Origin of the sequence: Campylobacter sp. BCW_6871 (assembly GCF_001762325.1) — a bacterium.
Taxonomy (GTDB): domain Bacteria; phylum Campylobacterota; class Campylobacteria; order Campylobacterales; family Campylobacteraceae; genus Campylobacter_D; species Campylobacter_D jejuni.
The window spans coordinates 1-23,897 of record NZ_MJWQ01000014.1 but is presented as its reverse complement, the minus strand read 5'-3'; the positions used below and the strand labels follow the sequence as shown (position 1 = coordinate 23,897).

Genomic DNA, 23,897 nt, shown 5'->3' with positions numbered 1-23,897 from the left:
TTATCTTTTCATATTAATAGCCTTTTGTATCATTTGATCGCTTGTGGTAATGCTTTTTGAGCTTGCATCAAAGGCTTTTTGAGTTACTATAAGATTTGAAAGCTCTACACTTAAATCAACATTAGATTGCTCTAAAAAACCACCTTTAAATTTAGCTGTATTAACAATCTGTCCATTTTTCATAATAAAACTTGCATCACCACTATTAGCTGTTGCAGCAAAGATATTATCGCCCATAGCAGCCAATCCTTGCTCATTGATAAAATTATATAAAGCAAGCTTTCCAACTATAGCATTTTTACCATTGCTAAATTGTGCTACAATACTTCCATCATCAGATATATCATATTGTTTAAAAAATCCTTCGGCTACACCATCTTGCTGTGTAACTACATTTTTTTCAACACCTTCTTTAATATAAATCCCACTATAACCCGAACCAGGTTTATTAGCATCATAAGGAGAGCCTAAATCAATATTAATTGTTCCGCCATTTGGGTTTGCAATGCTTGTAATATTGTTTTGAAGCAAAGCACCATTTTTATCAAAAACCATATTTCCTTCAGTTGGATTGCCTACGGCATTGCCATTAGAATCATAAATTTGAGCAATGGCTTTATATTGTATATTATCGCCTTCTTGCGGCAAAACTCTTTCAAGCGTAACCCTTAAAGTACTTTTACTTCCATCTGCATTATAAATAGGGGATTCTAAAATATCTTTATTGGCTTTTTGTTGTTCTGTTGAAATTTGAGCTGTATCAAGCTTGATGCTATTTTCATCCAATCCTTTTAAATCAAGCTCATTGCTTTTAAAATTAAGATTTTCATCTAAAGTTGCTTCAAAGCTTTTTTTTACGCCATTATCGTCAGTGAAATTTAAAATGATCCTATCACCCACTTTAGCACTAAACACATCTTCTTTGCTAACACTACCGCTAACTACATATTTTCCATCTTCGGTTTTTGTAATGTTAAATTTACCAGGATCAAGATCTACTTTGACCACTTCTGTTGTTGTGTTAGTATTTAAACTTCCACTCCATTTTACATTTTGAGTTACTTGAGGAGGTAAATACATATTCACAGGTACTTTAATAGCCCCTTGAGAAGCAGTTGTGCCTATACCGAAAGAATTATTTGAATTTACGGTAAAACCATTATTTACCGGAGTTCCTGTGTTAAGATAATCCCCCATAAGCCCCGCAACCCTATCGCTATAGTTGATACCGGTAAAAGCAGGGTTCATTGTTCCTAAAACAAAATTTCCATAAGAATCTACCAAATATCCATTTGCATCTCTTTTAAACGATCCATTTCTAGTATAGTAAGCATTACCATCCGCTCCCAAAACCCCAAAAAATCCTTTTCCTTGTAAAGCCACATCAAATTCGCTATCGCTTGCCACAAGAGAACCTTGCTCAAAAACCACATTAGAAGAAGCTGATCCTGAGCCATATCCACCTTGAGCAGGATTAGTTGATTGAGTAGTTATGGTGCTATAAAAAACATCTTTAAATTGAGCATCAGAATACTTAAAACCTGTAGTATTAACATTAGCTATATTATTTGCATAAATATCAATACCAAAACTATTTGTTTTAACTCCAGAAATTCCATTATAAAATGAATTTATCATGGCTTATGCCTTTTCCTCTTTATCACCATCTTCTGTAGATCCAGAATTAGAAGAATCTCCATCACTTGAGTCTCCACTTGAACTATCTCCAACGGAAGTTGAAGATGAACCAAGTTTATAATCACTAATTTCACCAATATCATCAAAACTTACATATTGACCACCCATTTTTGCATAAGCAATCCCATCAACAAATTTAATACCCTCTATAGGATAAGTTCCATAATTTGCAGTTATTTTTTCCCCGTTTTTATTATTATAAACCACTTTAACACTATACTCTCCATCCCCAGCATAAACACCATCATTATTTCTACCAGGCCACTCTAATGTAAATAAACCTTTTGATACTTCTTTTCCCTCATTACTTTTTTCACTAAATACCAACTTATTATTTTTATCATAAACCTCTAAGGTAATTCCTTTATCATCCGAATCTTCGGGCAAATACATTTTTAATGCAATAACCTCATCTGCGCCTGTTAATTTGACTTTGTTTTCATTTACCGTAGCCATTTTTCCTATAGCTCCCACTGCTGCAGTACTCATGCTCGTGCTAAAAGAATTGGAAAGTTTTTCCATAGTTTCAACCATTTTTTGCATAGTTGTATTGGTATTTTGTTGCATTTCAAGTGCACTAAGCTGTGAGGTTTGTGTAAGCATTTTATCACTATCCATAGGATCTGTTGGATCTTGATGTTGAAGCTCTATCAAAAGAAGTTTTAAAAACGCATCTTTGTCTAAAGTAGCATTTGGATTACTAACCACACCGGAGCTATTGCTACTAGATGAATTATCCACTTTCGTATCCTTGTTGCTTGTTTGGTTAGTATTAGCAGTATTTGTCCAGTTAAGATTGCTATTCCAATTTGTTGTCGCCATGATAAAATCCTTTTTTTACATTCAGTCTTTTTTAATTAAAAGCAATAAGTGTTCCAACTTAGAAATACTTCGCTAAAACAAGCTCTAGATTGACTTTTTCACTTTCATTTTTTCCATCTAAAGCATCTTTAAAACCATATCCACTACGATTTTTTCCTTGATTTTGATTTTGCTCTCTTTTACCTTGATCACTAAAATTCATTTCAAGTCCAGTAAATCCCATATTTACAAGAGAATTTTTAAACTCGACTTGATTTTGGATAAACAAATTCATTGCATTGGTATTGGAGTTGAAATTGATATGAAGGTTATTACCTCTTTGTATCAAAGTTACTTCCACTTCTCCAAGATTATTAGGATTTAGAGTGATACTGAGCTTAGTGATAGGTGCTTTATATTGATCTACAGCCTCTTTTAAATCTTGTGAAAAATACTGCAAAGTCTCTTTAGGCGTGATATTGCGAGCATTGTTTTGTGTTACTTTACTTAAATCTTTGACTAAAGAATTTAAGTCATCTAAATTATTTTTATCTACATTTTCACTGTGCGTTTTTGTTTGCTCTTGAGTAAAAGTTTCTTTATTGGTATTGTTGTTAAAATTAGCATTATTCTCTTTGTTTTGAACTGCTTGAGTTTTATTTAAATTTTCAAAATTTAATTTTTGATCAAAGAAATTCTGTTTTATATCTTTATTTTCTTTGTTGTTGTTTTTAGGCTCTTTATTTAAACTAAAATCTTTTTGTGTTAAATTTGAAACTAAATTCTGAGCATCTTTGACAATTTCTTGATTTGAATTTTTATCAAGATTTAAATTTTGATTATTGCTCTTTAAATTTTTATTTTGATCTTGTATATTCTCTTGATTTAAATTGTTTTTTTCTTGATTTTTATTTAACTCTTTATTAAAATCTTTGTTTAAGTCTTTGCTTTCTTTATTTAGGTTGTTTAATTCTTTTTCATCTTTTTTTATTTGCTCATTATTTTTTGCATCTTTTGTGTTATCTTTATTTAAATTATCTTGGTTTTTTTTATCTTTTATATTTAACTCTTCTGTTAAATTTTTTGCAAACTCATCATTTTTGATATTTTTTAAAGTATTTTTAACATCTGTGGTATCTTCTTCTATTTTTGATTTAACTTTATCATTTTTTTCGTGTTTGCTTTCTTTGGATGAAAGCATGGAATCTAAATTTTTTAAAGTTTGAGAAAGCAAAGAACCGCTATCTTTAGAATTTGCTTTTTGCGTAGAATGAGTGCTTGTAGTATGAGTTGTATTTTGTAAATTGTGATTTAAATTTTTACTCATATTGGAAATTTTATTATTGATGATTTCTTTAAAAACATTATCCACAGCACCTTTAAAAAAATCAGCCTTATCTAAATTTGGAAAAGTTGCTTTAAGATCAAGAAGACGATCTACTTTAATATTTTTTACATTTAAGCCCAGATCTTTAGCTATATCCAAAAGCTCACTAAGATTTGATGCGCCTTTTAAAGCATTAAAATTAGCCTCTGTTTTGATAAGACTTGAAAGTTGAGTAGAAAGATTTGCCAGTTTAACATCTGCTGTATCTGTTTTTAGCTTATCCAACAAAGAAAGAATTTGCATAAAAGAAGCAGATTCGAAAATGCTTATCTTATCACTCTCATCAAAAGCTCCTTTTTGAAGTCTATTCATCGCTTCATTAACAACTTCTTTTTGGCTGATCTTCATATGATCAGGTAAAAATTCATTGGTTTCATCGATAGAATTAAGCAAAGAATTTAAAAAACTCTCCGTATCATCTTTAGTTGAATTTTTGCTATCGCTACTTTCATGTTCTTTATTTTTACTGGTTTTACTAAAAGAACTGCTAGTAGTAGAAGTTTTACTCGGCGTAAGATTTAAAACATCATTTTGCGGAGCTAAATTTGACATCACTTTTCCTTCAAAAAAAATTATTTTAAAAATTTATCTACCATTACATTAGGAAATTTTTCTTTCAAATAAGAATCTTCATATACTTTAATCATCTTATCTTCATTTAAAGCAGTTAAGATATTTAAAAGCTCTTCTAAATTTTTAGCATTTAAAATTTTCTCTAAATTTTCTTCATTTTCTAAAATTTCTGTAAGCTCGCTTGAAATTCTTGCCATTTTTTCGTTTTTATCTGATCTAAAAGTTTCTAAAACTTCTAAAACTTGAAGCAAAACTTCATTTTTTCTCTCAGCTAAATCACTTTTAAATTCAACAAAAATCTCTTCATTTAATGGTTTTGACATTTTAACTTCCTTTTTAAAATTTTAATTTCATAAGTTTTTGAAGCAAGAAGTGTTCCAAGTTTTGATACTTTGTAGTTTAAGTTAAATTTTTGTATAATCTAAGCTTTTAAAAATTTAGCTTTGGAGAAGAAAATTTGGAAAACATTAGAAATATAGCAGTTATAGCTCACGTTGACCATGGTAAAACCACTATGGTAGATGAATTATTAAAACAATCAGGCACCTTTAGCGAAAGAGAACAAATTTCAGAACGCGTTATGGATAGCAACGATATAGAAAAAGAACGTGGCATTACCATACTTTCAAAAAACACAGCGATCAATTACAAAGGTACAAAAATCAACATCATAGATACTCCAGGGCATGCTGATTTTGGCGGAGAAGTAGAACGCGTTTTAAAAATGATTGATGGAGTTTTGCTTTTGGTGGATGCTCAAGAAGGCGTTATGCCACAAACTAAATTCGTGGTTAAAAAAGCTTTATCTTTAGGGCTTAAACCTATAGTTGTAATCAACAAAATCGACAAACCAGCTGCTGATCCTGAAAGAGTGATCAATGAAATTTTTGATCTTTTTGTAGCCCTAGATGCAAACGATGAGCAACTTGACTTTGCCATAGTTTATGCTGCAGCAAAAAATGGTTATGCTAAGCTTGATCTAAACGATGAAAGTGATAATATGGAGCCACTTTTTAAAACCATACTTGAACGCGTTCCAGCACCAAGTGGCACAAATGACAATCCTTTACAACTTCAAGTTTTCACTTTAGGGTATGATAATTTTGTAGGTAAAATAGGCATTGCTAGAATTTTCAATGGGGTTGTGAAGAAAAACCAAAGCGTAATGCTTGCAAAAGCTGATGGCACCAAAGTAAATGGTAGAATTTCAAAACTCATTGGCTTTATGGGCTTAGAAAAAATGGATATTGAAGAAGCAGGAAGTGGAGATATCGTAGCTATAGCAGGTTTTGAAGCTTTAGATGTGGGTGATAGCGTTGTAGATCCAAACAATCCTATGCCACTTGATCCTTTGCACATTGAAGAGCCGACTTTAAGTATAGTATTTTCTGTAAATGATGGCCCATTAGCAGGAACTGAAGGAAAACATGTAACTTCAAATAAAATCGCTGAACGCTTAGAAGCTGAAATGAAAACTAATATCGCTATGAAATACGAAAGCACAGGCGAAGGTAAATTTAAAGTAAGCGGTAGGGGTGAACTTCAAATCACTATTTTAGCTGAAAATATGCGTCGTGAAGGTTTTGAGTTTTGCATGGGAAGACCTGAAGTTATCGTAAAGGTTGAAGATGGGGTTAAAACAGAACCTTTTGAACATTTAGTTATCGATGTACCTGAGGAATTTAGTGGTGCGGTAATAGAAAAACTTGGCAAAAGAAAAGCTGAAATGAAAACTATGGCACCAACAGGCGATGGACAAACAAGACTTGAGTTTGAAATTCCAGCACGCGGACTTATAGGTTTTAGAAGCCAGTTTTTAACCGATACTAAAGGCGAAGGCGTGATGAATCATAGTTTTTTAGAATTCCGTCCTTTTAGTGGTGCGGTTGAAAAGCGTAACAATGGAGCGTTAATTTCTATGGAAAATGGCGTGGCTTTGGGGTATTCTTTGTTTAACCTTCAAGAGCGTGGAGTGCTTTTCATAGAGCCTCAAACTAAAGTTTATACTGGTATGATTATAGGTGAGCACTCTCGTCCAAATGATTTAGATGTTAATCCTATCAAAGGAAAGAATCTTACCAATGTAAGAGCGAGTGGAAGCGATGATGCAATCAAACTTGTACCACCTAGAAAATTAAGCCTTGAAAGAGCTTTAGAGTGGATAGAAGAAGATGAACTTGTAGAAGTTACGCCTGTAAATGTGCGTGTTCGCAAACGCTATCTTGATCCAACTCAAAGAAAAAGAATGGAAAAAGCAAAATCTTAATGGATTTAAAAAGCTTAGAAAATAATAGACTTTATATACTTAAACGCTTAGGAATCTTAAAATTCCTAAGCATTATCGAAGCCTTACTTGTAGGTTTTTTAGCCTTTGTTTTTATAAGAGATGCCTTAATCGCAGTAATTTTAGCTGTTTTTGTAGGTGTTTTTTTCTTTCGTTTTACAGCCAAAAAACTAAAACTCGCACAAAAAGAATTACAAATTGATGCTTTAAATTTGTTTTTGCGTCGTTTTGGGGCGAAATTTAAAAAGCAAAGTTTAAGCCAAAAAGACTTTTTAAAACTAGGACTTACAAAGGATTTGAAAGAATTTAAAAGTCAAAACTGCTTTGAATTTAAGGATTTTAAAATTTATGATATTCAGTTTTTGGACGAAAACAAACGCTTTTTTTGCGGAATTTTACTCGAAATTTTAAGTGCAAACAAAAATCCTAGCTTTGAAAACGAAGACCAAATTTATATCAAACTTAAAGATAAAAATTTCACTTTAAATCATATCTTTTCTAAAGAAAATCATTATCTTATCGCTACTTTAAGCAATCCTTTCTTTATAGATATAAAAAAAGATTTAGAAAACAATTTCAAAAATTTAGAAGAAAATCTAAACTCTATAAAAAACAAACTATTTAAATAATTAACATAAAGTTAATATCATAAAATTTTAATAAATATTAATTATATACTTTAAAAATATATTACTTTTAGTAACACTTTAAAATTTAATTTTATTTAAATTATTCTTATTATGCTTAATATTTAAGAAAAAATACACTAAAATCAATTTGAACTGCAAATAAAAAGGAGGAAAATCATGAAAAAACACATTTTATTGCTTGGTTTATGTCTTAGTTTGAGTCTTAGTGCTAAAAGCGTGAGTGATTACAAAGTAGGAGAAGAATTAAGCGACAAGGAAGGAGTAGAGTATTTTAAGGAACTTTCCAAAAGACCTGTGCAAGAATGGCCAAATAAAAATTTAAGCATCAATGATGTTCCAAAAGGCAAGCAAGGGGATTTAATCCGTTATGGCATAGAGCTTTTAAGCAAGACAGAAAGTACTCTAGGACCCTATAGCAAGCTAAAAAAGACAAGCAACGAAGTAAACTGTATTTCCTGTCACATGGACAATGACGGCAATGGTTTACCAGGGACAAAAAAATATGTTATTCCATTTTTAAATGTCCTAAACAATTATCCAAGACTTGATATAGAAACGATGAAAATCATCTCTGTTGAAGATAGAATTCGCGGAATGGGCGGAACTGACTCTCATAGATTTCCTAATGATTCTAAAGAAATGAAAGCAATTTTAGCTTATTTTAAATGGCTAAAAGAAGCTTACGGTATCAAAGACGGCGTAAAGCTTGAAGGAGATTTTTTCGCTAAGATGAATTTTCCAAATCGCCCAGCTGACCCTGTGCGTGGAAAAAAACTCTTTGAAGAAAATTGCGTTGCTTGCCATGGCGAAAGAGGACTTGGGGTAAAAAATGATAATTACGAACAAGGTAGCGGACATTTATATCCATCTTTACTTATCTATCCTGATGGTGGACACATGGCTATGATACCATTTTTAGCAAGATTTTTAAAATCAGCCATGCCTTTTGGTGCGAGTGCAGATAATCCTATATTAAGCGATGAAGATGCACTAGATATAGCAGCTTATGTCAATACAGGTTTTGTAAGAATGCCTATAACCACTACAGAAAATCGTGCAGGACTTGATACAGCTTATAGCAAATCCCCATCATTAAAACCTGAGTATTTTGCCTCACCGCAACAAAATTTAGACCCTAAAGAATACATAAAAGTAAAATACGGACCTTGGAAAAATCCAAATCACTTCCCAGGAGAATGATTAATTTTGGGCTAAGCCCAAAATTAATCCTCATCTTTGGCTAAATTTTCAAGACTTTTAATCCCTTCTTCGCCTATCAAATTTCCACCTTGTAAATCGCTAAATATCGCATTTAAAGAACTCACTATGGCAGTGGAATTAAAACTTAGATTTTCTATAGCTCTTTCTCTTTTTTTCCATATATTTTGTAAAGCCCTTTTTTCAGCTTCTAACTCTTCTTTCATATTTTGGTAAGTTTTGAGTATAAAAGTGATTTGCGTGTTAAATTCCTTAGAATTTAAGTATTCGTATAAAATGTGATTTTTTTCATCTTTGTTTTGCAAGGCATTTTTGAGTTTGTAAGCGTTTATAATGCTTTCTCTAAGCACTGCTAAAACACCTTTGAATTCATTAAAAGTACAGATCAAAATTCCTTCTTTAAAATGCGTTTTTTCTTTATCTTTTGGCATAGTTTTTGTGATCAAAACCGCTATATCACTTTTTGCAGCTATGCTATCTAGTTTAAGCTTATCCAGCCATTCTTTATTAAATTCTTTAGTGCGTTTGCTCTCATACAAAATACTTCCACAAATATTTCCAAAATTATCCTTTACTATATGCAGACAATCAGCTCCATTTACGCCCTTTGGCACTTCTTTTACTTCATCACTTAAATACTCACTTTGTATATATTCTTCTATGAGTAGTTCAGCTGCTTCGCCTTGGAGTTGCTGTGAGCCTTGTTCTATCCTGCGTTGTGCGTCTTCTAGCTTTTGAGCTACGCTTTTAAAATTCGTTTCTAGTTCTTTGTATTTAAGATCTTGCTCTTGAGTGCTTTTTTGAAATTCAAGACGCATTTTTTCTCTTTCAAATTCCAAATTTTTGTTTTCTTGTTCTTTAAATTCTTTAAAAGCCTCTTCTTTAGCTTGAAATTTCAATCTTTCTTCATTTTCTTTTTGTTCTCTTTTAAGTCTTTCATTTTCAGCCTTTATGCTTAAAAACTCGCTAAGTTCTTTGCTTTTTTTCTCTAGTTCTTCTTGCATGATTTTCATTTCATTTTCATGCTCTTTGTTAAATTTCTCGCTGAATTCTTTTTGGAAATTTTGCTTTTGTGTAAGAAGTTCTTGTTCAAATTTTTGCTTTTCTAAAAGAAGCTTTTGGCTTACTTGCTCGCTTATAAGTTTTTCTTGTTCTATCTTTTGAGTTTTTAAATCATTTAAAGCTTTGGTGTATTCAGCTCTTTTAGCATTTACCTCATCATCAAATTCTTTTTTTTGTTTTAGCATTTCTTGCTTAGCTTTATCTAAAATTTGAGCATATAAAGCAGCGCTGATATCGATAAAACTTCCACAACTTGGGCATTTGATTTGTTCATTTTGGTTTAAATTTAGCATAAAAATTTCCTTAGAATTTTTCCCTAAATTTAACATAGAAAAACAAAGATTATTCTAAGATTGACTTGTTAAAATCATTCTTTTAGAATAATTAGGATTACAAATGCAAAAACACACCAAAATTCACGGCTTTGCTAAATTTAAACTCATCGTTATCCTTGCTTTGATGTCAAGCATAGCACCACTTTCTACAGATATGTATTTGCCTGCACTTTCTCATGTGGAGCAAAGTTTTCAAACTAATTCTTTTTTAACCCAACTTAGTATCGCAAGTTTTTTTATCGCTTTTGCTTTAGGACAGCTTATATATGGGCCTTTAAGTGATATTTTTGGGCGTAAAATTCCAGCTTTGGTGGGGATATTTTTCTTCATCGTTTCGAGTTTGTTTTGTGTGATTATCGATGATATTTATGCTTTTATCGCTTTGAGATTTTTTGAAGCACTTGGGGGTTGTGCAGGTGTGGTTATCGCAAGGGCTATTGTCAATGACTTGTTTGAGATCAAAGAAGCTGCAGGGATTTTTGCTTTGATGATGGTTTTTAGTTCTCTTGCTCCTATGCTTTCGCCAACTTTTGGGGGAATTTTGCTAGAGTATTTTTCATGGCATAGTATTTTTGCGACTTTGTTTGCTTTAGGAATTTTACTTTTTTTGATGATACTTTTTGGTTTAAAAGAGTCCGCACCTCATCTTAAAAACAAAAAATTTTCCCATCATGAAGCGATGAAAAGCTACAAATTTGTTTTAAGCGATAAACGCTTTTTAGTTTATATACTATGTGCTTCTTTTGCTTTGGCGGCGATGTTTGCTTATATCACAGGATCAAGCTTTGTTTTTACGCAGTTTTTTAGCTTAAGTGAGCAAAAATTTGCTTTGCTTTTTGGGGCAAATGCTTTAGGTTTTGTCATCTGTGCAAATATCAATGCAAGATTGGTTTTAAAATACGAAAGCGAAAAAATTTTGGCAAAAGCTTTGATGATAATGTTTATATCGACTGTGATTTTACTTGCAAATGCCTTTTTTCATCCAAATTTCTTGCTTTTTGAACTTAGTATTTTTACAAGTATCGCTATGCTTGGTTTCATCGCACCCAATACCACGACTTTGGCTATGGCAAGGTTTAAAGAACATAGCGGAACTGCTTCTGCGGTGCTTGGAACGGTGCAATTTGGTTTTGCAGGGCTTATTTCTTTTGTGGTTGGGGCTATTAACGCAAATACGCCGATAATCCTTGCTTTTGTAATGTGTGCTTGCGTATTGGTTGCAAATATGATATATTTTCTAATCAAAATAAAGGAGAAAAAATGAAAACAAATAATATCTTTATGGCTTTAGCCATAGTTTTAGCAAGTTTGATTCTAGCTTTTGGATTTAACAAGGCTTTAAGCGATTTTAAAACACTTGAAAGAAGTGTAAGCGTAAAGGGTTTAAGTCAAAAAGAAGTCGAAGCGGATACTTTGATACTTCCTATAAAATTCACAAGATCAAACAACAATCTTACAAATTTATACGAAGAACTAGAACAAGATAAAGAAAATATCATCAAATTTTTAAAAGAACAAGGCGTAAAAGAGGATGAGATCAACTACAACTCGCCAAATATCATAGATCGTTTAAGTGATCCTTATAGCAACGACACTCAAGCTGCATACCGATACATAGGCACTGCGAATTTACTCATCTATACTCAAAATGTAAAGCTTGGAAAAAGCATACTAGAAAACATTTCAAGTCTTGCAAAATTTGGCATAGTAACAAAAATCGATAATTATGATATAGAATACCTTTACACCAAGCTAAATGAGATAAAACCACAAATGATAGAAGAAGCAACGCTCAATGCTAGAAACGCAGCAATAAAATTCGCACAAGACTCAAACAGCCATCTAGGCAAGATAAAAAAGGCTTATCAAGGACAATTTAGCATCAGCAACAGGGATAAAAACACCCCTTATATCAAAACCATAAGAGTGGTTTCTACTATAGAATACTACTTAAAGGACTGATGATAAAATTTCAAGCTAAGCTTTAAAGCTTAGCTTGGCACTATGGAATTTTTTCGTGCGGTTTTTTGGAGTGAGAAAATACAAAGCAAAAGGATAATGCCATATAAAACACTAGTAGATTTTATGGTGTTTTCTGTAATCTTGTCTTGATTTATAGTCTTTAAAAGTTCTGTATATTTTTCTCCTAAAACTTCCTTGGCTCTATTTAAATTCGCATCGTTTAATTTTAAAAGATTTTCTTTGTTTGCTACTATCAATGCTTTAGCTGAATTTAACTCTGTAAAAGAAATATTTTGATCTTTTAAATGGAGATTAAAATCACTCTGCAATATACTTGCTAGATTTATAATAGCACTCGTATTTAAATCATTTAAACTTTTTTCAAATTGACTTTCATAAAGCTTATCTGATGAAAATACACCTGTAAAAGGGTTTATAAGTTGTGAGCTATTAATCAAAAAGAATAAAAATACTAAATATAACATAAATTTAAATACTATATTAAAAATAATATTTTTAATGTTAAAAAAGAAATAACATATATATATGCTTAATATATAACACATTACTAAATATAAAATTGTCTTATATTCATTAGTTTTATAAAAATAAGTTACGAGATATAAGACTATAAACACCATAGCAATAATAAAAAATATTGATTTTGCAAAAATGCTTTTTTTTCTATTAAAATAAAACATGATGCAGCAAAGAAAAACTAATATACCGATGATAATAAAGATAACGCTCGATTTCAATTCGTTAAAAAATTTACTATAAGGTTCTATACAAGCTTGACAAAAGAAAATAAACACCCCATATAAAACAATCATCCCTACAGTAAAATTTAAAATTTTTAAAAAATCATTATGATGATCGCTAGTATTTCTATACACATTTAACAAAACACAATTAAACCATATTAATATATTCTTAAATATATCAGCATTTTTTTCTCTGTCTTTGACGCTTAAATTTATATGATTTTCTTTCTCTTTCGCATAAAGCTCTAGCTTGTGCCATTCTTGAGCTTCTAGGGTATTATTTTGAGTGATTAAAACATCTTTTATAACCCTGAAAGAATCTTTTAAATTTTTGGCATATCTTAATTTATGTTTATTTTTAATTTTAAAAAACTCTTTTTTATCTTGTATTCCTTTGGTTTCGTTTTTGTAACTTTCATCTTTATAATTATCTTCTATATATTTCTCCACTGATTTAAAATCTAGCTTATCTATATCGACATTGATTAAATTTACAGCTTTTGGTTCTTTAAAATAACAAGCGCTAAAATTCGGAGTTTTATAAAACTTCACTCCATAAAAACAAGCTATTTTTTCAAATTCGCATTCGTGAAAGTCGACATAATCTTTAAAATGAGTATTATTAAAATAAACATTATCTTGAAAATTTGCATTAGAAAAATTAAATTTACTCAATTTATCTACTTTTAAAAACATAGAATCTATAAAATAACATCGATTTTTAAATTTATTTTTCCATAAATTAATGTCACCGATGAGACATTCTTTTATAAAAAAATATTTTTCAAATTCATTTTCATATAAATACATTTTTTTTATTTTAGTTTTTTGTTTAAAATAAATATTATTTTTAATTTTATTTTTTTCTAAAATAAAATTAAAAAATACACAATTATTAAATGTAATATCTTTTATCATTTCCTCTTGTTTTTTAATGTTATCAAATTGATTTATTTGAAATTTCCCAGAAAAACAAACATTGCTTATGTCGATCTCTTCAAAGAAACAAGATTCAAAGAATAAGCTTGAATTTATTTTAATTTTTGTATTGCTTGAACGCGAAATTTTTACTCTACATTTTTCAAAGCAAATATTAAATTCTTGTCTAGTTATTAATTGATCTAAATTAATATTTAAAGTACCATTTGAATAAACTTTAAAAATCAAACTATTTTCATTGTGTTTCTCACTTGTTATATTAAAGTCAGACAAACCACAACATTTAGAAATAATTTCTTTTATATTATTTAAAAATTTATCACCATTGTTCACTTTCACCAACCTCATCTTTTTTGCTAAATTTTCCCATTATGCTTTTTAAAGGATGTTCACCCTTTGACTTTTCTAATGTATCGCTAGGATTAAATTCTGCAGCTTTAAGCATTATTTCTAATAATTTATCTTTTAAAATTTTATTATCACTCTTTTCAACTGCTCGTTCATAACCAACATAAGTATCATTTAAAGCTTCTTTATAGGCATATTCATTACGCAATCTTTTATATTCAGCTATTTGTTTAGTACTATAAAAGATAAAAAATCCACTAAATATCCAAAATGGAAAATATCTAAAAATACTAATATAATCAAATTTTTCATCAAAAGAATGATAAAAATAAAATATAGCTCCACCTATAAAAATCGAGATAGAAATCCAAAATACCCAATTCCATTTCATTAACGATTTATCGATTTCTTCTTTCTGGTTTTTGTAAGATTTAGATAATCCTACAGAAGTTGCACCTGGTAATAATTTATCTATTTTATCATTTTTTTCTTTATACAAATTTTCAAATTTATCTTTATAATCATTTAAACAATTTTCTAATTCTTGTTTTTTACTAGAAATTAAATTGTTTATTTCAGTCTTTTGTTCATTTAAACGATCTTTAAGAGATAATTTTCCGCCTTTTCCATTTTCATCTGCTTTAATGCCAACAAAAATTTCATTATAAAATTCTTCAAATTTTTTTATTTTATCTTTATTTGTTTCTATATCATTACAAGCTTGTTTTAACTTCGAAATAATACCCTCAGTTATATTACCTTGATGATCTTGATCATAAAATTTCATATAATCATTTTGCATTTTATTTGCATATTCTTTAGCTTTCTCTATCTCGATTAAAGCACTACTTTCATTTTTATTATCAGATTGAATATCAAAAATTTTCCAATAAATTTCATCTATATCTTTTTGTCCGATTTTTATATCTTCAATCATATCTTTTATAGACATTTCTTCATTATTGCCGTTTCCTTTATAAACAGAATTAAATTCCGCAATATCTTTCAATGAATTTTGTATAGCATTATTTTCGATTAGATCAAGAAATTGCTCTAATTGTTTTAAAGAATTTTCATCTTTAATGTTTTTAATAAATTTATAAAATAACTTTTTTTGCTCTTTAGTTAAATTTTCCATTTTTGCTCCTTATTTTCAATGATTTTTATCTCATCTTCGGTGAGATTGTAAAGTTTATAAGTCAAAGAATTGATTTTATTTTCTAGTTCTTGGGTGCTTGCGTTTTTGTTTTGCTCTTTGGCTTTTAAAATTTCATCGACTAAATTTATAAGCTCATCGACTAATTTTTGATTTTTAGAATTTATTTTTGGTATAGGAAGTTTTTCTATATAAATTTTTGCACCATAAATTCCATCACCCAATGTAGCAGCATTATTTTTTATCCAAAATTTTGAAATACTAGAATTTAAATTTGCTATTAAATATTTTAAATTTATATTAGAATAAAAAGTTATAGAAAACATAGAATCCAAAATAAAATTCTTTTGATTATCATAAGAAAAGCATAAATCACTTGAAATTCTATTCCAAACTATCTTTTCCTTTTCAAATTCTTCATAATAAGCGATATTGTCTTGAGTTTCAAACCATTTATTGCTAGTTTTCTTTCTACAACCTTTTTCTCCGCTTTGTTCTATGCGTGGTAAAAATTGAGATAAATATTGTTTTAATGCGGGATATTGTTCTATATCGAGTTTTAAACTTGGAAAAGTTCCTATCACCCAAAGTCCCGCCCACTCGTAACTATATCTTTTTATATCGCGTCCGCGTAGCATTTTGCGTATAAGTTTGGCGGTGAGTTCTTTTTCGGCTTCATCTTTGCAATTTGCTAAAATTTCATTTCTTTTTTCAGTAGTGATGATAAAGGCTTCGTTATAGCCTGTTAAAATTCCACGATATATATTAAGTCCTTGCCATTCTTTAAGCGGAGTTCCTATGCGTTCTATCTTGGCCTTTAAAGCACTAGTATTCTCATCGCTAAAAGTGAAGCTTTCTTTGCTTAAAGAATTTTGCGAAAATTCTGCAAAGTCCTTATATAAGCCAATGTCATAAGCACAAGTTTTTAAAATTTCATTGCTTAGAGCAAGGTATTTGAATTTATTATCTTTGCTTTTTGATTTTTCAAAACAAAGTATGGAAGTATCCACTGTAGCACTATCAAAAACTTTTATGCCGTTTAAATCAGTGTATTCTAAAAACTTAACATTTTTAAGCAAAAATTCACGCAAAGCTTCCCCATATCCTGCACGCGTGTATTTGTTAGAAGTGATATAGCTCAATACCCCTCCACTATCTTTTAAAACATTAAATCCTAGTTCATAAAAATAAGTATAAATATCGCTCGTGCCTTTATAAACCTTATAATTTTTAGCTAAATGGGGCTTGAGTTCTTTAAGCTCTTCTTGTCTTATATAAGGTGGATTGCCGATGATGAGATCAAAGCCTTTGAAATTTCCATCATCGTCCAAAATTTCAGGGAATTCAAAACGCCATTCAAAAGGATGATTGCTTTCTAGGTTAAAGATATTGTCGTATTCTTTTTTAAGATTTGCAAATTCTTTTATGGCTTCTTTTTCATCAAAGTCAAAAAGAGTCAAATTCGCACTAACAAAGAATTTCAAATTTTCATCATCTACGGCTAAGAAATTTCCGTATTTTTTAGAGTATTTTTCACATTTATCGTTAAAGCTTTTCATTTCTTTTTTAAATTTATCTGCAAAGCAGAAATTTTTAAAAGAAATTTTGAGATTTTTTATCTCTTGGTTGATGTGGCTTTTATCCGTGTAAAAGCCTTCTTTATAGTCTTTTACTATGCGTTTGTATTTGCCCATACGTTCTTTGATGTTAGGATAGTGGTTTAGGCTTTTGCCTGTTTCAAAGTAAGATACCAAAGAATTTCCGCATTTTATGTTTATATCGATGTTTGGCAGGGTTTTAAGATCGTGATAATTCCCATCATCAAAGCTTTGATAAAAACTATGTTTTAAAAGCTCTATCCAAAGCCTTAGCTTGGTGATCTCGCATGAGTTAGGGTTGATATCGACTCCAAAAAGGTTGTTTTCTATGATGTCTTTTTTGGTATGAAAAAGTTCTTGCTGGATAAGATGGGCTTTATCTTTAGGTGTTTTTGGGCGTTTATACTCTATAAACTCACCTTTTCTACCCGTGATGAGAATTTCATCGTTTTGCACTTCTAGGTAAAACTCTTCATCAAAAAGATTTAGCTCATCATAAATGCTTAACATAACATTTAAAGCAGAAACCAAAAAATTGCCCGCTTCCCACCGCAGGATCGCAAATTTTTATAGAGTTTAAAAGCTCTTTTTGTGCTTTTTTGTCTTCTTTTCTTAAAGACTTTCTTAGTTCGCTTATATCTTTAGCATCAAGATCAAATTGAGCGTTGAATTTATCAAGCACAACTTTTGCGATGCTTTCTTTGCACATATAAGAAGTGATAAAGCTTGGCGTGTAAAAGCTTCCTTCTTTGTAGCCATTGAGTTTTTCAAACACATTTCCTAAAACACTTGAACTTATGAGTTCTTTTTGGCTTAAAATTTCGCTTTGCTCATCATCGCTACCAAAATCAAAGCTATCCAAAAATTCAAACAAGTATTCTAAAAGCCCCACTTGTCCTTTTTTAGCTTTACATTTATCATCTTTTAGCACAGTGTTTTTATAGTAAAAAAGCTTTAAGTCATTGCTTAAGCTTGAAATTTCAAGTGTGTTTTCTATGCTTTGTTTTTCAAACAAAGAAGAATTTAGATAAGGCAGATAAGCAAATTCGCTTTTCTTTCTTGTGCTTTTTTCTTTGGCTAAAACTTCAAAGAAAAGTTCGCTAAGCTTGTCAAAATCAGGGATTTTTTTGAAATTTAAAAATTTCAAATTTTTATCATCATTAAAACGCACCAAATTTGACTCTATAAGCTTTAAAAACAAAATGCGATTAAGCCATAAGATCAAAAGTTTTAAGATGGTTTCAAAATTTTCTTCTTTAAGCTTAGAATTTATAGCGGTGTAGAAAGTGCCTTGCTCTTCTTTGCTTTCTTCACTTTTTGCGATGATGAGTTTTGAGTTTTGTTTGCTCTCACAAAGCCCTAAGATATATAAAAGCTCTTTGTAAAAAGCGTTGTTGAGTGAATTTGCATCGTTGGGGTTAAACTCACTTAGCAAAAAGTCTCTATGAAAAGTTTTATAAATACTTGCTAGGTTTTTAAAATTTGATTTTTGTTTGTCTTTTAAAAACGTCAAGTCAATCAAAAAGCCTTTTAAGTTTTCTTTGGAATTTTCTATGAGTTTGGCTACTTCTTTATAGAATTCTTCAGTATTACCTTTGAAAAGTGAATTTGGATTATAAAATTCTTCAAAAAGTTTTTTAAAACTTGGATTTTTATAAAAAAGCTCTTCAAACTCACTAATTTTAAAAATGTAAAATTTATAAAAATCTGTGATGATAATAAATTTTAAGCTAAAACTATACTCTCTATTTCTAAAATAATATAAAATAGTCTCGTGTAAGGCTTTAGAATTTACTTTTGTATGAGTGATAAATTCTTTTGAATTTGGCTTTTTAGCCTCAATAAGAACTTCTAAGTCTTTACTAAACTCATCTTTAGAGATGGATAAGTCAATCTCACTTTTGCCTTTTTGCTTGGTTTTGATGTGGGTTTTGAAATTTAACATGGTTAAAAATGGACTAAGTGCATTAGCTACAAGATAATCTTCATTTTCACTTTGCGAACTTTCAAGTCTTTCTAGATATTGCATTAAAGCCTTGTTAAATATATCAAATTCATTTTGCATGATTTGCTTTTTGCGGTAGTATGGGTTGAAAAAATCTTTTTCATTTAGCAAAGTGAAATGCATTTTTAACCTTTATAAAAAATATTTTGTATTTTATCAAATTTTACTTTTATATAAAATTTTTTAAGAATTTAATATATCATTAATACCTTTATATGCTTCCTGTATAGGTTTTTTAATAAAAAAATCATTTAAAATTTGAATAAAATCTTTTTTAGAATTTTGATTTTCAATCAACCAATAAATAAAAGCGTATTCTCCTTCTAATTTTTCATTGTTTATTAATTTATCACAATAATAGTGATTTTGATATTTTCTAACATTTTCTTCTTTTACATCTTTAAATAATTTTAAACATTCTTTATATTTTTCATTTTCTATATCTTCTTCATCATCATTTGAAATTTCAAATGTCAAACCAATAATATCATAGTATTTTTTTTTAAAATAAATATATATACATGGATATATGCTTTCATTCTTATAATCAATAGGATAAAATATAAACACACCATGATTAACACGATTTTCTTCTATTTTATTGCCGATAAAAGTTATATCACCTATTTTAATTTCCTTGTGTTCAAAACTATCAAAAAATTCTTCTATTATATATTCGCAGATGTTGCTCCATTTATGCTGGATAATATCTTTAGCTTTCTTATAGTTTTCTTCATTTAAATTTTTAAGCTCTGATTTGTTTTTGTTATATCTATATAAAATCATCGCATTTTTTAAATTTTGCATTTTTATATTGTTTTGAAAAATAAATTCTAGTACATCATCTCTTTGAGTATACTCATCTGTCATATACCATTGTAAAATACTTTTGTATTGATTTAGAGTAAAAATAATGTTTTGTATATCAAGAATAAATTTTTGATCTTTGGTTGATTTTTCTTCATATATTTTTATACACTCATCAATCCATTCCTTAATCCATATATAATCCATCTTCAAATAATAGCTAACATTATTTTCATTTTTATCTTTAATCAAATTTGTCTTTATTGTAAAATTTCCCAAACTATAATCACTAGGACTAGCACACTCATCTTGATGCAAATATATAGTCAATATGTTTTTATAACAATCTTTTATATTTTTGATATTTTTTCTTACAAAATTAATATAATCTTTCAATTGATTTTTTTGATCTTTTGCATAAATTTTATTTTCTATTATAATATATCTTTTATCACTTAATGTTATTAAAATATCTATCCTTCTATTATCTTTTATGCAGGCTTCTGTTTCTACGCTTTTTATATCTTCTATGTTTAAATTTTCAAATTTCGTATTTACTAAACTCTTACCAAGTTTTTCTAAAAATACCTTTGCAAAATTTTTTTGATAATGATCCTTATTTATATCAATTAAATAAGCTATAAATTTAGAATGATAATTTTCTTTTGTTTCAATATTCAAAGCATCAAATATATTTATATCACTCAAACCATTATTCACATCTTTTTCAAATTTAATATCTTCTTCAAGCAACCTTTCAATAAATTTTTCCATGTATCACTTTCCAAATTTTATACAATTTTACATGTAAATAAATTTTTAATTACAAACTAAAAAAACTGATTATTAATTTTATAGGCAAGTTAAGCAGAATTAACAAGTCCGCAATGAGCTACTTTCCCCCTGCCAGTAAGGCGTAGTATCATCACCCACGATGTGCTTAGCTTCTTGGTTCGGGATGGAGCAAGGCGTTTCCACATCTGTATAATCACGGACATTGTTATTTAAATATTCTTTGAAAGATTGAATTTAAGAATAAAACTTAATCTTTTATTCCTTTACTTTTTTCTTTATTCTCTTTCTTCTTTACTTATCTTTTATCTTTGATAAGTTTTTATATAGAATACTTAAAAAACAATGTTAAGAGCAAGTTCTAATACAAACTCTACTTGAAAGATTTCTATTAAACTCTAAATATTATCTATATTCAAAGTCTTCTAAAAACCTTAACAAGGAAGTGATGCTTTATTAAAGATAAGCCAAACGCTCTATTAGTACTGGTCAGCTAAAGGACTTTCATCCATTACACACCCAGCCTATCAAACTAGTAGTCTTCTAGAGAGCTTAGAGAAGATTCATCTTAGAGTTGGCTTCACGCTTAGATGCTTTCAGCGTTTATCCTTTCCAAACTTAGCTACGCTGCGATGCTCTTGGCAGAACAACAGCTACACCAGTGGTTTGTTCAACCCGGTCCTCTCGTACTAGGGTCAAATCTCTTCAATCTTCTTACGCCCACGGCAGATAGGGACCGAACTGTCTCACGACGTTCTGAACCCAGCTCGCGTACCGCTTTAAATGGCGAACAGCCATACCCTTGGGACCTGCTCCAGCCCCAGGATGCGATGAGCCGACATCGAGGTGCCAAACCTCCCCGTCGATGTGAGCTCTTGGGGGAGATCAGCCTGTTATCCCCGGGGTACCTTTTATCCTTTGAGCGATGGCCCTTCCACACAGAACCACCGGATCACTAAGACCGACTTTCGTCTCTGCTTGACTTGTATGTCTTGCAGTTAAGCTGGCTTATACCTTTATACTCTACGAACGATTTCCAACCGTTCTGAGCCAACCTTTGTAAGCCTCCGTTATTATTTGGGAGGCGACCGCCCCAGTCAAACTACCCACCAGACATTGTCCCACTTGAGGATAACTCAAGCTGGTTAGCTACCCAAATAAGAAAGAGTGGTATCTCAACAACGGCTCATATACAACTGGCGTCATATACTCAAAGCCTCCCACCTATCCTGCACATTCTTATCCAAGTAGCAGTGTCAAGCTGTAGTAAAGGTCCACGGGGTCTTTCCGTCTTGCCGCGGGTAGGAGGAATTTTCACCTCCACTACAATTTCACTGGATCCCTCTTTGAGACAGCTCCCATCTCGTTACGCCATTCATGCAGGTCGGTATTTAACCGACAAGGAATTTCGCTACCTTAGGACCGTTATAGTTACGGCCGCCGTTTACTCGGGCTTCGATCAAGAGCTTCGCTAATGCTAACCCCATCAATTAACCTTCGAGCACCGGGCAGGCGTCACACCCTATACATCCTCTTACGAGTTAGCAGAGTGCTGTGTTTTTGGTAAACAGTCGGGAGGGACTCTTTGTTGTAAGTTTCTTCGCTTTCGGAGTAAATCCTAGTACGAAGCTAACCACACCTTATACCGAAGATACGGTGCTATTTTGCAGAGTTCCTTAAAGAGAGTTCTTCCACGCGCCTTAGAATACTCATCCCACCCACCTGTGTCGGTTTACGGTACGGGCAACATTAGCTAAACTTAGAAACTTTTCTTGGCTCGACGGCATCAGGGGTTCTTCTATCCATCCGAAGACTTCAAAAAGCCTTTCAGTTCTCGGAGTGTTCTTATACGGATTTGCCTGTATAAGCTCCTACGACCTTAGACTAGCACTTCCATCCGCTAGCCCCCTTAGCCCTAAGCGTCCTTCCATCGCACACTAATGTTGGTATTGGAATATTAACCAATTTGCCATCGTCTACCCCTTTCGGACTCGACTTAGGACCCGACTAACCCTACGATGACGAGCATCGCGTAGGAAACCTTGGGTTTACGGCGTTAATGATTCTCACATTAATTATCGCTACTCATGCCTGCATGCTCACTTCTATTCGCTCCAGCACTCCTTACCGGTATACCTTCGACGCAAATAGAACGCTCTCCTACCACTTGCACACAACTTAAACTACTTAACTTTAGCCTAAGAATATTTTTATTGATTTTACTAAGTTTTATTTCTATCTTTACTCTATAAAAATCAGTAAAAATATAACTAAAACATATAACTTAGTTTCTCATATTCTAAACTTAAATAATCTAAGTTGTGTGCAAGTCTACAGCTTCGGTACTTACTTTAGCCCCGTTATATTTTCCGCGCAAAATCACTAGACCAGTGAGCTATTACGCTTTCTTTAAAGGATGGCTGCTTCTAAGCCAACCTCCTGGTTGTTTAAGTAACTTCACATCGTTTTCCACTTAAGTAAGATTTAGGGACCTTAGCTGGTAGTCTGGGTTGTTTCCCTCTTGACGACGGATTTTATCACTCGCCGCCTGACTGCTGTGATTACATATAAGGTATTCGGAGTTTGATAGGGTTTGGTACATTGGTGTATGCCCTAGCCCATTCAGTGCTCTACCCCCTTATATTACGACACAACGCTATACCTAAATATATTTCGGAGAGAACCAGCTATCACGAAGTTTGATTGGCCTTTCACCCCTATCCACAAGTCATCCCGGGGCTTTTCAACGCCTATGGGTTCAGTCCTCCACTAGTTCTTACACTAGCTTCAACTTGCTCATGGATAGATCACTTCGTTTCGGGTCTGCAGCATCTGACTAAGCGCCCTATTCAGACTCGCTTTCGCTACGGCTTCGCGTTTGCTTAACCTTGCCAGACACCACAACTCGCAGGCTCATTATGCAAAAGGCAGTCCATCACACTGTATTGCTACATAGTGCTCTGAATGATTGTAAGCAAATGGTTTCAGGTTCTATTTCACTCTGATCACCTCAGTTCTTTTCACCTTTCCCTCACGGTACTTGTGCACTATCGATCTGGTATTAGTATTTAGGGTTGGATCGTGGTCGACCCGGATTCAGACAGGATTCCTCGTGTCCCGCCCTACTCAGGATACTGCTAGCTAAGCTTTGTTTTTCGCATACGGGACTATCACCCTCTATGGCTATACTTTCCAGAATGTTCTGCTAAACTCAGCTCTTGCACATTGCAGTCCTACAACCCCCAGTGCAAGCACTGGGTTTGCCCTCTTGCGCTTTCGCTCGCCGCTACTGACGCAATCTCTATTGATTTCTTTTCCTGAGGGTACTAAGATGTTTCAATTCCCCTCGTTCGCTCCTATATAGGTAATGTATATCTCTATACATTGGGTTGCCCCATTCGGAAATCTACGGATCAAAGCTTCTTGACAGCTCCCCGTAGCTTATCGCAGTCTAGTACGTCCTTCATCGCCTTTACCAGTCAAGGCATCCACCATTCGCTCTTAGTAGCTTACCTTTT

General features: G+C 31.5%; 13 protein-coding genes, 2 rRNA genes and 1 pseudogene. 5 read left to right on the top strand and 11 right to left on the bottom strand.

The features are described 5' to 3' along the window. From AJ930_RS00840 to AJ930_RS00825, 4 genes are read right to left on the bottom strand one after another with little or no spacing between them, the layout of a single operon-like run. Entirely contained in the window at positions 1 to 1,638 is a 1,638-nt protein-coding gene (locus AJ930_RS00840; RefSeq protein WP_053872546.1) for a flagellar hook-basal body complex protein, read from the bottom strand. Between the two features lie 3 nt (positions 1,639 to 1,641). Further along, a complete protein-coding gene (locus tag AJ930_RS00835; RefSeq protein WP_096637118.1) occupies positions 1,642 to 2,520 on the bottom strand; it encodes a flagellar basal body rod modification protein in 879 nt (292 codons plus the stop codon). Positions 2,521 to 2,578: 58 nt separating this feature from the next. Next, positions 2,579 to 4,441 carry a flagellar hook-length control protein FliK gene (locus AJ930_RS00830; RefSeq protein ID WP_074498169.1) on the bottom strand — a complete coding sequence of 621 codons (1,863 nt, stop codon included), beginning with the start codon at positions 4,439 to 4,441 and terminating at the stop codon, positions 2,579 to 2,581. A gap of 17 nt (positions 4,442 to 4,458) precedes the next feature. Next, positions 4,459 to 4,782 (bottom strand): hypothetical protein, encoded by a 324-nt coding sequence (locus tag AJ930_RS00825; protein WP_053872605.1) that lies wholly within the window; start codon positions 4,780 to 4,782, stop codon positions 4,459 to 4,461. A 134-nt stretch (positions 4,783 to 4,916) separates the two neighbouring features. Between AJ930_RS00825 and typA the strand changes: the two genes are divergently transcribed. The 3 genes from typA (at position 4,917) to AJ930_RS00810 (ending at position 8,593) form a co-directional block, all read left to right on the top strand. Then, a complete protein-coding gene (gene typA / locus AJ930_RS00820) occupies positions 4,917 to 6,725 on the top strand; it encodes a translational GTPase TypA (RefSeq protein WP_002799607.1) in 1,809 nt (602 codons plus the stop codon). Then, positions 6,725 to 7,372, top strand: a complete 648-nt coding sequence (locus tag AJ930_RS00815) for a hypothetical protein (protein ID WP_002860888.1) — start codon at positions 6,725 to 6,727, stop codon at positions 7,370 to 7,372. Before typA ends, AJ930_RS00815 begins: the two co-directional genes overlap by 1 nt. 177 nt (positions 7,373 to 7,549) lie before the next feature. Beyond that, positions 7,550 to 8,593, top strand: coding sequence for a c-type cytochrome (locus AJ930_RS00810; protein WP_002860887.1), 1,044 nt, complete (start codon positions 7,550 to 7,552; stop codon positions 8,591 to 8,593). Between the two features lie 23 nt (positions 8,594 to 8,616). Here the strand turns inward: AJ930_RS00810 and AJ930_RS00805 are convergent, their stop codons facing one another. After that, positions 8,617 to 9,966, bottom strand: coding sequence for a DUF2130 domain-containing protein (locus AJ930_RS00805; protein ID WP_053872666.1), 1,350 nt, complete (start codon positions 9,964 to 9,966; stop codon positions 8,617 to 8,619). A gap of 103 nt (positions 9,967 to 10,069) precedes the next feature. Here AJ930_RS00805 and AJ930_RS00800 point away from each other — a divergent pair, with 103 nt between their 5' ends. After that, positions 10,070 to 11,272 carry a multidrug effflux MFS transporter gene (locus AJ930_RS00800; RefSeq protein ID WP_002779294.1) on the top strand — a complete coding sequence of 401 codons (1,203 nt, stop codon included), beginning with the start codon at positions 10,070 to 10,072 and terminating at the stop codon, positions 11,270 to 11,272. Further along, positions 11,269 to 11,970 (top strand): SIMPL domain-containing protein, encoded by a 702-nt coding sequence (locus AJ930_RS00795; protein ID WP_002875622.1) that lies wholly within the window; start codon positions 11,269 to 11,271, stop codon positions 11,968 to 11,970. The genes AJ930_RS00800 and AJ930_RS00795 overlap by 4 nt, the downstream gene beginning before the upstream one ends. 29 nt (positions 11,971 to 11,999) lie before the next feature. On the opposite strand, the gene AJ930_RS00790 is transcribed toward AJ930_RS00795, so the two are convergent. From AJ930_RS00790 to AJ930_RS00765, 6 genes and pseudogenes are all read right to left on the bottom strand, one after another. Next, positions 12,000 to 14,006, bottom strand: coding sequence for a putative membrane protein (locus AJ930_RS00790; RefSeq protein WP_021137770.1), 2,007 nt, complete (start codon positions 14,004 to 14,006; stop codon positions 12,000 to 12,002). Beyond that, complete coding sequence (locus AJ930_RS00785) at positions 13,993 to 15,159, bottom strand: hypothetical protein (RefSeq protein ID WP_032585832.1); 1,167 nt, start codon at positions 15,157 to 15,159, stop codon at positions 13,993 to 13,995. Before AJ930_RS00785 ends, AJ930_RS00790 begins: the two co-directional genes overlap by 14 nt. Next, positions 15,147 to 18,903 (bottom strand): annotated as a pseudogene (locus AJ930_RS00780) (class I SAM-dependent DNA methyltransferase). Before AJ930_RS00780 ends, AJ930_RS00785 begins: the two are co-directional and overlap by 13 nt. Before the next feature lie 60 nt (positions 18,904 to 18,963). Next, on the bottom strand, positions 18,964 to 20,361 hold the full coding sequence (locus AJ930_RS00775; RefSeq protein WP_002800617.1) for a PDDEXK-like family protein: 1,398 nt from the start codon (positions 20,359 to 20,361) through the stop codon (positions 18,964 to 18,966). A 105-nt stretch (positions 20,362 to 20,466) separates the two neighbouring features. After that, positions 20,467 to 20,583: ribosomal RNA gene (gene rrf / locus AJ930_RS00770) — 5S ribosomal RNA — on the bottom strand. Between the two features lie 254 nt (positions 20,584 to 20,837). After that, a 23S ribosomal RNA gene (locus tag AJ930_RS00765) occupies positions 20,838 to 23,894 on the bottom strand. Between the last annotated feature and the right edge of the window lie 3 nt (positions 23,895 to 23,897).